The 13,479-nt window shown below is 32.9% G+C and carries 13 protein-coding genes; 4 read left to right on the forward strand and 9 right to left on the reverse strand.

Translation table 11 applies throughout. The annotated features are described in order from the left end of the window. Positions 1 to 213: 213 nt before the first annotated feature. The 4 genes from QI155_RS09975 to QI155_RS09990 are packed head-to-tail and all read right to left on the reverse strand — an operon-like array spanning position 214 to position 5,303. Positions 214 to 1,527: an amidohydrolase gene (locus QI155_RS09975; protein ID WP_068860096.1), complete on the reverse strand. Its 1,314-nt coding sequence runs from the start codon at positions 1,525 to 1,527 to the stop codon at positions 214 to 216. A 20-nt stretch (positions 1,528 to 1,547) separates the two neighbouring features. After that, positions 1,548 to 3,437 carry a 1,4-alpha-glucan branching protein GlgB gene (gene glgB, locus QI155_RS09980; protein WP_068860099.1) on the reverse strand — a complete coding sequence of 630 codons (1,890 nt, stop codon included), beginning with the start codon at positions 3,435 to 3,437 and terminating at the stop codon, positions 1,548 to 1,550. Further along, a complete protein-coding gene (locus tag QI155_RS09985; RefSeq protein ID WP_281321536.1) occupies positions 3,430 to 4,077 on the reverse strand; it encodes a TIGR03915 family putative DNA repair protein in 648 nt (215 codons plus the stop codon). The genes glgB and QI155_RS09985 overlap by 8 nt, the downstream gene beginning before the upstream one ends. Continuing rightward, positions 4,074 to 5,303 carry a putative DNA modification/repair radical SAM protein gene (locus tag QI155_RS09990; protein ID WP_068860102.1) on the reverse strand — a complete coding sequence of 410 codons (1,230 nt, stop codon included), beginning with the start codon at positions 5,301 to 5,303 and terminating at the stop codon, positions 4,074 to 4,076. The genes QI155_RS09985 and QI155_RS09990 overlap by 4 nt, the downstream gene beginning before the upstream one ends. Positions 5,304 to 5,654: 351 nt before the next feature. Between QI155_RS09990 and QI155_RS09995 the strand changes: the two genes are divergently transcribed. From QI155_RS09995 to QI155_RS10010, 4 genes are read left to right on the forward strand one after another with little or no spacing between them, the layout of a single operon-like run. Then, positions 5,655 to 7,178: a sodium-dependent transporter gene (locus tag QI155_RS09995; RefSeq protein ID WP_068860104.1), complete on the forward strand. Its 1,524-nt coding sequence runs from the start codon at positions 5,655 to 5,657 to the stop codon at positions 7,176 to 7,178. Between the two features lie 10 nt (positions 7,179 to 7,188). Further along, entirely contained in the window at positions 7,189 to 8,136 is a 948-nt protein-coding gene (gene bioB, locus QI155_RS10000) for a biotin synthase BioB (RefSeq protein ID WP_068860106.1), read from the forward strand. Beyond that, the gene (locus tag QI155_RS10005) at positions 8,123 to 8,860 is read left to right on the forward strand and encodes a 6-carboxyhexanoate--CoA ligase (RefSeq protein ID WP_068860108.1); all 738 of its coding nucleotides are present in this window, start codon (positions 8,123 to 8,125) and stop codon (positions 8,858 to 8,860) included. Before bioB ends, QI155_RS10005 begins: the two co-directional genes overlap by 14 nt. Further along, positions 8,857 to 9,756 carry a diacylglycerol kinase family protein gene (locus QI155_RS10010; protein WP_068860110.1) on the forward strand — a complete coding sequence of 300 codons (900 nt, stop codon included), beginning with the start codon at positions 8,857 to 8,859 and terminating at the stop codon, positions 9,754 to 9,756. Before QI155_RS10005 ends, QI155_RS10010 begins: the two co-directional genes overlap by 4 nt. On the opposite strand, the gene QI155_RS10015 is transcribed toward QI155_RS10010, so the two are convergent. Genes QI155_RS10015 through QI155_RS10035 form a run of 5 tightly spaced genes read right to left on the reverse strand, consistent with a single transcriptional unit; the run spans position 9,728 to position 13,323 of the window. Beyond that, positions 9,728 to 10,519: a flagellar motor protein MotB gene (locus QI155_RS10015; protein ID WP_068860115.1), complete on the reverse strand. Its 792-nt coding sequence runs from the start codon at positions 10,517 to 10,519 to the stop codon at positions 9,728 to 9,730. The two genes, QI155_RS10010 and QI155_RS10015, sit on opposite strands and share 29 nt — an antisense overlap. After that, a complete protein-coding gene (gene motA / locus QI155_RS10020; RefSeq protein ID WP_068860117.1) occupies positions 10,509 to 11,375 on the reverse strand; it encodes a flagellar motor stator protein MotA in 867 nt (288 codons plus the stop codon). Before motA ends, QI155_RS10015 begins: the two co-directional genes overlap by 11 nt. Further along, the gene (locus tag QI155_RS10025) at positions 11,375 to 11,884 is read right to left on the reverse strand and encodes a PilZ domain-containing protein (RefSeq protein ID WP_068860119.1); all 510 of its coding nucleotides are present in this window, start codon (positions 11,882 to 11,884) and stop codon (positions 11,375 to 11,377) included. The genes motA and QI155_RS10025 overlap by 1 nt, the downstream gene beginning before the upstream one ends. A gap of 36 nt (positions 11,885 to 11,920) precedes the next feature. Continuing rightward, positions 11,921 to 12,562 carry an OmpA family protein gene (locus QI155_RS10030; protein WP_068860121.1) on the reverse strand — a complete coding sequence of 214 codons (642 nt, stop codon included), beginning with the start codon at positions 12,560 to 12,562 and terminating at the stop codon, positions 11,921 to 11,923. Then, entirely contained in the window at positions 12,562 to 13,323 is a 762-nt protein-coding gene (locus tag QI155_RS10035; protein WP_281321537.1) for a flagellar motor protein, read from the reverse strand. The genes QI155_RS10030 and QI155_RS10035 overlap by 1 nt, the downstream gene beginning before the upstream one ends. Positions 13,324 to 13,479 lie beyond the last annotated feature (156 nt).

The following is a 13,479-nucleotide window of genomic DNA, read 5'->3' on the forward strand; positions in this document are numbered from 1 at the left end:
GGCAAAAGAAATGATGAAAAAAATTATAAGAATTAAAACTTAAAAAAATCGAATACGATTTAAACATTCTTCAACTTATGAAGAAGGACTACCAAGAAAAATTCTCTGTTCCCATATTCAAAGGCACACTTTATACAATATTTATTACTTGAATGCTTTGGCTTCTCAAGAAGTGGAGGACTGAAAAATTTTCTTTCCAATGATTCAGGGACTTCATGAATTTTTAATTTTTTCAGCCCACCAAGAAGCCTTATCAATTATCTCATCTTCATCAATAAACTGATGCCTTCCACCAAGGACTACTGGAATACCATTTACAAAAACATCTTCAATATCAGATACTTTTGCAGAATAGATTATCGTTGAGTAAATATCATAAATTGGTTGTAAATGGGGTTTTCTTATATTAATTAAAATAATATCAGCTCTTTTACCTACCTCTATACTTCCAATTTCCTTTTCAAGTCCCAATCCTTCTGCAGCCCAAATTGTAAGCATTTTCATACATGTTTTCACATCAAGTACTGTTGGATCTGCAGTTATTCCTTTTTGTACTTTTGCAGAAATAGAAATCTCTTCAAGAAGATCAAGATTATTATTGCTTGCTGCACCATCTGTTCCCATACTTACTTTTACTCCTTTACGAATCATTTTTGCCACTGGTGCAATACCGCTTGAAAGTTTAAGATTGCTTTCAATGCAATGGGATATTCCTATATTATGTTTTGCCATAATCTCTATCTCTTCATCGTCAAGCCAGACACAATGAGCAGCAATTATTTTTCCTTCAAGGAATCCTATGCTATCAAGATATTTAACAGGTCTTAATCCGTGTCTATTCATACTCTCTTCAACTTCCTGAAAAGTTTCACTAAGATGAATATGTATTGGAACATTATATTTTAGTGCAAGTTCTTTACAGGAAAGTAGTGTTTCTTTGCTACATGTATAAATTGCATGGGGTGCAACTGCTGGAATTATAAAGTCATCGGATTTAAATTTTTTTATAAAATCCTCTGCTTTAGCCAAATAATCCTTTGCACCAGAGCCGCTTGGAGTTGGAAAATCCAGAACTCCCTGTCCTACAACTGCCCTAATACTTGCATCTTTTGCTGCCTTTGCTATGCTTTCAGTGAAAAAATACATGTCATTGAATGTAGTTGTACCACTCTTTAACATTTCAATACAGGCAAGTAAAGTTCCATCATAAACAAAGTCAGGGCTTAAAAACTTTGCTTCCTTTGGCCATATATGCTCTGTAAGCCACTTATGGAGAGGTAAATCATCGGCAATTCCTCTAAAAAGAACCATTGCAGAATGGGTATGTGTATTTATAAATCCAGGCAATACAGCAGAATAAGAATTCCCGTATATCTTAATAGAAGGGTCATTGTATTTCTTCAAAATTTCTTCAAATATATCTATGTCAATAATTTTGCCATTTTCTACTAAAAGAGCTCCATTTTCAATTATTTGCTCCTTTTCATTCATTGTAATCAAATATTTTCCTCGAATAATATGTTTCATATACGCCTCCTAAACTTATATCAAGATTTTTTTAAAACTAATACTGCCAGTGGTGGCAAAGTAAGTTCAATACTATATGGTCTTCCATGAAAGGAATAATTTTGTGACCATACTCCTCCGTTGTTTCCAAGATTACTACCACCATATATATATGAATCGCTATTTAACAATTCTTTGTAAAATCCTTCTTCTGGAACACCTATGCGGTAATTAAATCTTGGTACAGGAGTTAAGTTAAAGACAAATATGAGGAAATCTTTTTTGTCTTGGCTTTTTCTAATGAAGGAAATAATACTTTGTTCAGAGTCTGAAAAATCAATCCATTCAAAGCCATTCCAATGAAAATCAACTTCATATAAAGCTTTTTCTTTTTTATAAAGGGAGTTTAAGTCTCTAATAAAATTAGTCACACCTCTGTGAGCTTCGTCATCAAGTAAATGCCATTCAATCTGCCAATTCCAGTTCCATTCATTAATCTGAGCAAATTCAGAGCCCATAAAAAGCAATTTTTTGCCCGGATGTCCATACATATATCCGTAAAGTAACTTCAGATTTGCAAGTTTTTGCCATTTATCTCCTGGCATTTTTTGAAAAAGGGAACCCTTACCATATACAACTTCATCGTGGGATAGAGGAAGAACAAAGTTTTCTGAGAAGGCATAAAGAAGGCTAAAAGTTATTGAATTGGTATGATATTTTCTAAAAATGGGATCCTTTGAAAAATAAAAGAGTGTATCGTGCATCCATCCCATATTCCATTTCATTGTAAATCCTAATCCACCTATATAGGTTGGACGGGTTACCATAGGCCAAGCAGTAGACTCTTCAGCTATTGTAAGTGTTCCCGGGTAATGTCCATGATTCAGTTCATTCATCTTTCTTAAAAAATCTATAGCTTCAAGGTTCTCTTTACCTCCATATATGTTTGGAATCCATTCGCCTTCCTTTTTTGAATAATCAAGATAAAGCATTGATGCAACTGCATCTACTCTTAATCCATCAATATGATAGACATCGAACCAGAAAAGGGCATTGGCAATTAAAAAGTTTCTTACTTCATTTCTTCCATAATTATAAATTAGCGTACCCCAATCTTTATGTTCACCTTTTCGAGGGTCTTCATGTTCATAAAGGGCAGTGCCGTCAAACCTTATAAGTCCGTGTCCATCCTTTGGAAAATGGGATGGTACCCAATCAACAATTACTCCTATGTCATTTTGATGAGCATAGTCAACAAAATACATGAAATCCTGAGGAGTACCAAAACGACTTGTTGGAGCATAATAACCAACGCATTGATATCCCCATGATTCATCCAGAGGATGTTCAGCTATAGGAAGAAGTTCAATATGAGTAAAACCAAGCCATTTTACATAGGGAATTAATTCATGAGCAAGCTCTCTGTAATTTAAAAAACTTCCGTCAGGTTTTCTTTTCCATGAACCAAGATGGACTTCATAGATTGATATAGGTTCTTTAAGCCAATTGGTATTTTTTCTCTTTTCAATCCATTTTGAGTCATTCCAGATGTATTTATCCTTAAGTTTATAAACTATACTTGCACTTTTTGGTCTAATCTCAAAGAAAAATCCGTAAGGGTCTGCCTTAAGTTGAATTGAGTTATCCCACCCGTGAATGTAGTATTTGTATAAAGAGCCTTCCTTTAATCCTTCAATAAAGGTTGTCCATATTCCAGAACTTCCCAATAATTTCATTGGATTTTTTGATGGATTCCATTCGTTAAAATCTCCAATAACAGAAACATACTTTGCATTTGGTGCCCAAACTGCAAAGTGAACCCCCTCAGTGTCATTAAATTTAATTAGATGGGCACCAAGTTTCTCATAAATTTTTAGATGATTCCCTTCACCAAATAAATAAATATCAAAGTCTGTTATAAAATTAAACATGTTCTCTCCTAAATTCCAATATTGAATTTCTGTATTTTAATGGTACTTTTTGTCTTTGTAGATTTTTATTGAATCTTTCCTTTATGGCAACTTTTTCAAAATATTCAATCCAGAGGGAAGAGATTATTTTTTCTAATGCAGTTTCATCGGGAATAGAACTTTCAATTTTAGCTGAATATACTCTATTTTCATAACAGAAAACAGCTAAGTCTCTTTTTGTATCATGGATAATTATTTTTTCTTTCATCATTCTATTGGCAAAGTGCCTTGATAGTGGCAAAATAATGTTGTATTCTGGTTTAAATGAAGCATAAAGATATCCACCTTTCACTTCTTTAAATCTTAAAAAACCTTTAAACCTATGAATCTCTCTTTTTACTCTTTGGGAAGTGTGAAAAATTCTTTCAAATACAGGGTCTGATGAAAAATTCAAAATTTTTTGATCTTTATATTTCTCTAAGAAATAACAGATATCTTCATAAACGGTATTTCCTTCAGAAAGGCTGTAATTATATAAAATTTGAAAAGTTTTTTTATCAAGCTCTCTGAATGTTTTATCAAAGGAATCAATCTGGTGAACAAAAAGTTGTTCCTGCTTTTTATTTAATGTTTCTTTTAGTCTCTTTACTAATGTATTCATAATGCAAGACCATACTGCACTGACTCTGATAAATTGTTTCTCAATCGTTCCCTATTTTTTTCAACTTTATCAACACTGTATGATTTTCCGTTGATTGTTATAAAATACTTAGCTCTTTTGATAACAACACCAAGTTTTTTTAAGTCATTTAGAGTAAATGAGCAATATTTTCTTAATTTTATGATTCTTTTAGCTGAAGTAGGACCAATGCCAGGAACCCTTAAGATCATTTCATAGGGTGCCTTAGCAATATCAACAGGGAAAAAGTCAAGATTTCTCAATGCCCAATCAAGTTTAGGGTCAAACTTTTCATTTAGATAGGGATTATCTGGAGATACTATTTCATCTATATTGAATCCATAAAATCTCATTAACCAGTCTGCCTGATAAAGTCTATGTTCTCTTAAAAGAGGAGGTTTTGAGAGAGCAGGTAATCGAGAATCATTATTTACAGGTATATATCCAGAGTAATAAACCCTTTTTAATCTATTTTTTTTATAAAGTAGACTGCTTAATTTTAAAATTTCAAAGTCACTTTCTGGTGTAGCTCCAATTATCAATTGGGTGCTCTGACCACCCTTTGCATTATATCCAGATTTGTCATCCTTTAAATCTTCAATTGTCTTTGAAATGAAATTCATAGTATTTATAATAGAAGTCATCTTTTTATCTGGAGCAAGATAGGACAGGGACTTCTCTGTTGGAAGTTCAATATTTATGCTTACTCTGTCTGCCCACTTAATTGCCTCAAGAATTGTTGATTGAGAGGATTCAGGAATAATTTTAAGATGGATATATCCATTAAATTTATATTTAATTCTAAGAATTTTTAATGCATCTATCATCATCTCCATAGTTTTGTCAGCATTGTTAATAATTCCAGAGCTCAAAAAAAGTCCTTCTATATAATTTCTTCTGTAAAATTCGTAGGTAACTTTTGCTAATTCTTCAGGTGAAAGTATTGTTCTTGGAATATCATTTTTCTTTCTATTTATACAGTAAGCGCAATCATTTATACAGAAATTGGTAAAAAGAATTTTAAGAAGGCTAATACATCTTCCATCAGATGTCCAACTATGACAAATACCAAATTTTGATGTATTTCCCATATTTGAATGGTTATTTTTTCTACTTACTCCACTTGAAGCACAGGAAACATCAAACTTTGCTCCACCTGCAAGCAAAGAAATCTTCTCATAAAGACCTGGTGAATTTTTAATAAGCATAAGTTTAGTATAATAACACTCTCCTATGAATTTTCAAGGTATTTTTAAATTTCTTTTTATTTATTCAGGCAAACTAAATATACGATAACACTCTCTTCATTTGTCACCATGAGAGACGAAGTCCCGAAGGGTCTCATTCCTTTTTTCCCTTCCTGTCACCCTGAGGTGTAGCCGAAGGGTCTCATTCCGATTGAAAAGGAGGGGATTCTTCCGGCACTTCGTGCCTCAGAATGACAATTCACTTAGTCTGTCCTTCCGAATCAGCGTTTTTCTATCGGCAATTTCAGATTATATGTGTTTATTTGAAAAATTGATTATAATATACCAATATAAATTTTTCATAAGACCACTATGAATAAAAGAGAGAATTGGAAATCAAGAGTAGGTCTAATACTTGCAACAGCAGGTAATGCTGTTGGGTTAGGGAATATTCTTAGATTTCCTTCAAAGGCTGCTCTTTATGGTGGAGGAGCCTTTATGGTTCCTTATTTTATTGCCTTTTTTCTTATGGGACTTCCTTTAATGATTATTGAGTGGATAATAGGTAAATATGCAGGGAAACATGGGCATGGTTCTATGACAGGCATTTTGGGACTTTTTTTCAAACATGCCAGTTGGGCAAGGGTTTTGGGTTCTTTTGGTGTAGCAATTCCTCTTTTAATTTGTATGTATTACATTTACATAGAGTCTTGGACTTTGGGATTCGCATTTTTATCTCTTTTCCAAAAAATGCCTATTCCTATGATAAGCGATAATCCCCAGGAAGCTGTTAAACCCTATGTTGAGTTTTTTAGAGCTTATACCAATCCTTCTATTACAGCCTATACTTTCTTGATTATTACTTTAGCAATAAACTGGTTAATTCTTCAGAGAGGAATTGTAAAGGGAATAGAGTTGACTGCAAAGATAGGAATGCCTGCCATAATTCTTTTTGGCATTCTACTTGGTTTTATTGCTCTATCAAGTAGAGATTGGGCAGGATTAGAGGGATTAAAATTTATCTATAATTTGAACTTTTCTGGTATTAAAGACCCTAAAGTCTGGATTGAAGCATCGGGACAGATATTTTTTACTCTCTCATTGGGTATGGGAGCAATAGCTGTTTATGCCAGTTATGTTAAAAAAAGGGAAGATGTTGTAAAGGCTGGATTATGGACTGCAGGGATAAATGAATTCATAGAAGTTGTTATTGGTGCATCAATTGCCATTCCTGCAGCCTTTGCTATGTTTTCAGCCGTTGCAATTCCAGAACTTGCAAAGGAAGGCACTTTTAGACTGGGATTTATGACAATGCCTGCGGTGCTTATGAATTTCCCATTAGGATGGTTAATCTCTTTTATTTGGTTTTTATTGCTTTTCTTAGCAGCTTTAACATCATCTTTAGCCCTTACACAACCTTTGATAGCATTGTTTGAAGATGAAATGAAATGGAGCCATACGAAGTCTGTAACTGTATCAATGATTTTAATCACTATTGGAGCCCATCTTTCTGCTTTTGTGCCAAATTTTATTGATGAAATTGATTTCTGGGCAGGATGTGTAATGCTACTTTTATTTGGCCTTATTGAAATTATTGTTTTTGTCTGGATTTTTGGAATTAATAATTTTTACAATGAACTAATTCAGAATACATCCTTAAAAATACCTAAGGCTTTTGTATATGTTATTGCTTTTGTATCGCCTGTATTTATTGTCTTGATTACTTATTTTTGGGTAATTAAAGATTTTACTTCAATAATTTTAGTTAGTGAACCAACAAAGATATTTGCCAGAATCTTTCTTCTGTTTATAATTTTATTTTTATCGATTATAGCAGTAAAAAGTAGAAAAATTGTTCTTAAAGATTTGCGTTATCTGAAGGTAATCACTAAATAAAGAGGAGCATATGTCAGATTCCCTCGGCTCTAATTGGAAAGAAGAAGATATCTTGGAATTGATTAATAAAAAAAATATATATGAAATACTCTTTTTAGCTAATACTCTCAGAGTGAAGTATAAAAGCAATAAAATAGAGTTATGCGCAATTGTTAATGCCAAAAGCGGAAGATGCTCTGAAGACTGTGCTTTTTGTGCTCAGTCTTCAAGATATAAAACAGATGCTCCAGAATATCCATTAATAGAACCTAAAAAAATTTTAGATAAAGCAATAGAGGCAAAAAATAATAAAGTCAAGAGATTTTCAATAGTTATAAGCGGTAAAAAACCTTCAAAGGATGAGTTAACAAAGATTGGTAATTATATTGAACTTTTAAGAAAAAATGATATAAATGTCTGTGCCTCCCTTGGACTCATCAAATACGATGAAATTTCTTATTTAAGAGATAAGGGACTCCAGAGACTTCACTGTAATATAGAAACTTCAGAAAGATATTTTAGTAAAATTTGTTCTACCCATAAATTTGCTGATAAAGTTGAAACAATTGAATCTGCAAAAAAAGCAGGACTTTCTGTATGTTCTGGCGGAGTATTCGGAATGGGAGAGAGCTGGTCTGATAGAGTAGATATGGCTAAATTTTTAAAAGACAGTGATGTTGATTCTGTTCCATTAAATTTTTTAACTCCTATTAGAGGCACTCCCCTTGAAAGTTGTATACCTTTACCACCAATGGAGGCTTTGAAAATAATTTCTCTATTTAGAATAATACTTCCAGATAAAGATATAAGAGTATGCGGTGGAAGACCTTTGCTTGGTGATTTTACCTCTTGGATCTTTATAGCAGGAGCTAATGCTTTAATGACAGGTAATTATCTTACAACCTTAGGAAGAGATTACAAAGACGATTTAGATTTTATTAAAAAACATGAACTTGAGGTTGACTATGTGGTCTGTTAGAATGAGAGCTTCAAAATTTGAAAAGGATTCAGAAAAACATATATCAGGTGCTGAAGGAATATATGATTTGGTTAACATAGAAAGGGCATTAAAAGAGTTTTTTAAAAGGGCTTTAAACCATTCAAAGGGACAACCAGATAAAATAGTTTTTACCGTTGAAAAAATTCAGGAACCTATTAAAAAGGTAGAAGCCCTACCCGTGAAAACAATATTTTGTAGATCTCCTGAAGAGGCTTTTAATATAGTAAAAAAAAATCTTATTACGCTTGGTATATCAGAAAATTGCATATACAAAGCCTTTGAAGTTATAAAGAATTGTAAAATGAGGGGAGCTTCATTAATTGATATCAATACAACAGAGCGACTTGAGAAAGACAAACAAAGAGGTGTAAGGGTTTCTCGAATTCAGATGGATAAAAAAACAAAAAATAGGATTCTTCGAAAAATAAGAAAACTATCTTCAAATCCTCAGAGAGTTATTGAAGCAATCACAATTGCCTCTAAAGTTGCTTATCTTAATGAAATTATTGCTGAAATTTGTATTTCCGATAATCCAGACTATACAACTGGATACATTGCCTCGCGAAATTTTGGATACTTAAGAATAACAAATATAAAAAATCAAGGCGATGACACAGGTGGTAGAGTCTTTTTTGTAAAATCTCCCGTTGATATTGAAAAAGTGGTAAATTTTCTTGAGAAAACACCAGTATTGGTTGTATGAAATATAAGAAAATTTATCTAATAGGAAATCCTATTGCTGGTGGTGGTGCATTAAAAAAAATAGAGTTAGCTCAACGTATATTAAAATCTAAAAATATTCAATTTGAGACATTTTTAACAAAAAAACAAGGTGATGCGGAAATTTTTGCAAAACATATAAAAAGTGAACATCTTAATGAAGTTAATTCCGTTCTTGTTTTAGCTGCTGGAGGAGATGGAACCTACAATGAAGTAATAAATGGTCTTTGTTTTTCCGATATACCCCTTGCAATATTACCTATGGGTACAACTTCTGTACTGGCAAAGGAATTAAAAATCCCAAACAATATTGATAAAGCAATTGACATAGCATTAAAGGGAACTGTCAAAAAAATTCATCTTGGTAAAATAAAAAATAAAGAAAAACAACGCTTTTTTATTCTAATGGCTGGTATAGGCTTTGATGGAGAAGCTGTTTACAATGTTAATCCTGAAAACAAGAAATACTTAAAAAAAATCGCATATATTATGAGTGGACTAAAAACTCTTCTGAAGTTTAAACCCAAGGAATTAAAGATAATAAATTCTGAAAACAAAAAGGCATATACTGCTGTTGTTTGTAAAGCCTCCTGTTACGGAGGAAACTTTAAAATTGCTCCTCATGCAAATTTGATGGAGCCAAATTTTTATGTTTTTCTGTCTAAAACTTCTTCAAAGATAACTTTTACAACACAAATATTAGGTGTTATATTTGGATATCATTTAAAGATGAAAAAAACAGAATATTTTAAGACAGAAAACATAAAAATTTTAGGTGATTCCCATGTTCAGATTGATGGAGACTATTTTGGTAAAGCTCCAGTTGAAATAAGAATTGCAAAAAATGCTCTTAACCTTGTTTTTCCTGTAAAAAATTAATCTGAGAAGGTTTTTGTCCCTTTTCAAACATTAAGATTATGCTTATTCGTCTGTTTCTTGGGTCTTTTGGGTCATCCTTTATAAGAGGCATTGTATCAGCATATCCAACTACTCTTGCAATTTTAGCGGGATCAACTCCATTTTGTTCGAGTTCTCTTCGTGCTGAGGAAGCTCTTTCTGTAGAAAGTTCCCAATTTGTTGTTTTACCTCCTCTAAAAGGAACTGCATCGGTGTGACCTTCTACTGCTATACGGGCATTTTCATCTTTTATGTTTTCTGCAACCACTTTTAGAATTTGTTTTGCCTTGTCAGTTGGTGCCGATGATGAAAGAGGAAACATTGGGTCGCCTTCAAGGTCTATAATTTGAATTCTTACTCCTCCTTCAACAGTTTCTATCATAATATGATCTTTAAGTTCCTTTAACTTCTGTTCAATTGCCTGTTTTAGTTGTTCACTGAGTCTTTCTGCTTGATTTTCTCCTGTCACAGGTTCCACAGTTGTTTTGACTTCTTTATGAATAGAAGAGGATTGCTCCATAAAGGATCTTCCTGATTGTTGAAAGAGATTGAAATTTCTAAAATAGTCAGCTATTGCTGCTCTTTTCTCAGGTTCAACCATTGTAATTAGCCATAACAGAAGAAAGAATGCCATCATGGCTGTAACGAAATCAGCATAGGCTACTTTCCAGCTACCACCATGATGTCCGCCATGTCCCTTTTTAATTTTTTTTACTATTACTGTAGTTTTTGATTTATCTGCCACTCTTTAATGCCCTTATTTCTTCTTCTAATTCATAAAAACTTGGTCTTAGATGGGGTGGAATACCTCTTCTTGCAAACTCCACGGCTATCTGGGGTGCTGCACCTCCTACAAAGGAAACTAATGCTGATTTTATAACCTGAAGATACTCTTTTTCTTCATTTACACTTGCCTCAAGCCTTCTTGCAAGGGGACCTACAAAGCCATAACACATTAAAACACCAAGGAATGTTCCTACTAATGCAGCACCTATACTGTGTCCTAAAACATCTGGGGGCTCCTTAATTTTTCCCATTGTAATAACAACTCCAAGAACTGCAGCTACAATTCCCAAACCAGGTAAAGACTCAGCTATATGATTTAAATTTTTCGCAGGAGCAGATTCTGTTTCATGTAATGTTTCAAGTTCACTATCAAGAATACTTTCAAGTTCATAGGGAGACACTGTTGTAGTCATAACTGTGCGTAGAGTATCTGTGAGAAGTCCTAAAGCATGATGATTTTTCATAAATTTTGGATATTTAGAAAATATAGGACTATTTTGAGGTTCTTCTACATCCTGTTCAATTGAGATTAGCCCTTCTTTACGGATTTTAGTAAATATCTCTGTTAATAGTAACAATACTTCCAAGTAATCCTTTTTAGAATATCCGCCACCACCAGTAATTGTCTTTATAGCTCCCTTGATTACTCCTATAAGAACATGTTTTGGAGCAGATATAACAAGAGCTCCTAAAGCAGCACCAAATATAATAACGAATTCTGCTGGTTGAAAAAGAACAGAAAGATTACCGTGTGCCATTATATATCCACCGACTACTGCTCCCAAAACACCTAATAACCCTATCGGTACGAGCATTAAACCTCCCGTTTCTGCCTTAGAATTTGTCTTTGTCTATGAAATACAAATTTTACTATATTGTCTCTTACATCTTCATCAATATTAATGAATTTTACACCGACCCTATATCCTTTATCTTTTGGTTCGCAGTTTATCACTTCTCCATAGATATATAAAGCAATTGGTGAAGGAGTTTCAAGTACCATTTTAAGTTCCAATATGTCCCCTGTTTCATATGGGTATTCAGAATAAAAATTAATACCTCCACCACTTATATCAACCTGTGTCAGAGGAAGAGATGAAAAACCTTGCTGTTGCATTGTGACTAAATTAATTAGAAAATCAATTTTTTGATTAATCATTTTGAGCCACTCTGCCAATGCTCTATCAACTGGTTCATCAACAGGTCTTGAAGACAAAAAAGTTAAATCGCCTGATAGTCTCGATTTAATTCTATTTTTTTCTTCTTCACTAACTAATCTTACTGACAAAGGAATGCAAGCATCAACTCTTGAAAACTCTCTCATACTTTTTTACTCCAGAAAAATTCTCAAATATTATAATCATCTTAGAATAATTAGTTCAACTCTTCTGTTTTGAGCTCTACCTTCAGGGGTATCATTTGATGCTACAGGTTTGTATTCTCCATATCCAGCAATTGTAAATCTGTCTGGAGAAAGTCCCCTTTGAATTAAAAAGTGAAGAACAGAGGATGCTCTTGCTGAAGATAATTCCCAGTTTGATTTATATATGGAATGGGATGACAAGGGAACATTATCAGTATGTCCTTCAATTAATATTTTCCCTGGGATTTCTTTCAAAGCTTCAGAAATTCTTATTAAAGCCTCTGTAGCTTCAGTCTTTAATAAGGCAGAACCTGAGTCAAAAAGAATTGAACTTGGAATATTTATAACTATGCCTCTTGCATCAGATTTTACATTAATACCTGATATATCATTTAGAAGTTTTTTTAAGTCTTCTATGATTGCTTTATTTCTGTCTTCCTCAAAAGGAATAGGTTCATCAATCACTTTAAAGGCTTTCCTGAGAGAACCTGTGAATTTTTCTGCCTTAAATAAATCCATAGTTGAAAGAGAAAAAAGAGCAACAAAAAAAGTAAATAGAAGAGTTAAAAAGTCAGCCCATGATATTAACCATCTATGGGTATTATCTTCTTCCTTATGAAGATTTTTTCTAATTCTCATTATAATCTTTCTTTTTGACGTTCATTAATAAAAGCTTCAAGCTTTGCTCTTAAATAGTAAGGATTCATTCCAGCTTCTATTGCAAGTATTCCCTCAATCATTAGTTCCATCAGTATAATTTCTTCTTCCATTTTATTTATAAGTCTTTTACTAATAGGAATAAACAAAAGATTTGCAGAACCAACTCCATAAATTGTTGCCACAAAGGCAGTTGCTATTCCTACACCTATTTTAGTTGGGTCTGCTACATTTTTTAAAACATGAATTAGACCTAATATTGCTCCAATAATTCCAATTGTCGGTGCATATCCTCCTGCAGATTCAAAAACACGGGATGCTTTTTTTAACATTTCTTCATAGGCTAAAATCTCTCTTTCAAGGGCATCTTTTATTAGATTACTATTCAATCCATCTACTATATAAGTGAGTCCTCTTCTTAAAAAAGGATCCTTTATTCTGTCCAACTCATTCTGAATAGCTAAAAGTCCTCTTCTTCTTGCAAGTATTAAAAGTTCTAAAATTATATCAATTGTTTCCTGATAGGATATTTTTCTGTTAATGAATATTAATTTAAGGGATTTCAATGCAATATTTAAATCCTTAAGAGGAAAACTAAGTAGAACAGCTCCTATGGTTCCTCCAAAAACAATAATTGCTGCAGCCAATTGAACTAAATGACCTGTTGTTCCACCTTCAACAATATTTCCTACAACAACCGCACAAATTCCTATGATTAAACCTAACAGGGCTATAAAATCCATAAATAAGTATATAATTATTTATTGCTTAATTCAAGTAGGAGATTAATATTCTTTGAAAATATTTTAACAGGATTCGCTTATGAGAGATTTTATGGACAGTTCTAAGCTTGCATATTGTGGTCATTCCGAGGGGTTCAATACCCCGAGGAATCTCTC

Source organism: Thermodesulfovibrio sp. 1176 (assembly GCF_029946585.1).
GTDB lineage: Bacteria > Nitrospirota > Thermodesulfovibrionia > Thermodesulfovibrionales > Thermodesulfovibrionaceae > Thermodesulfovibrio.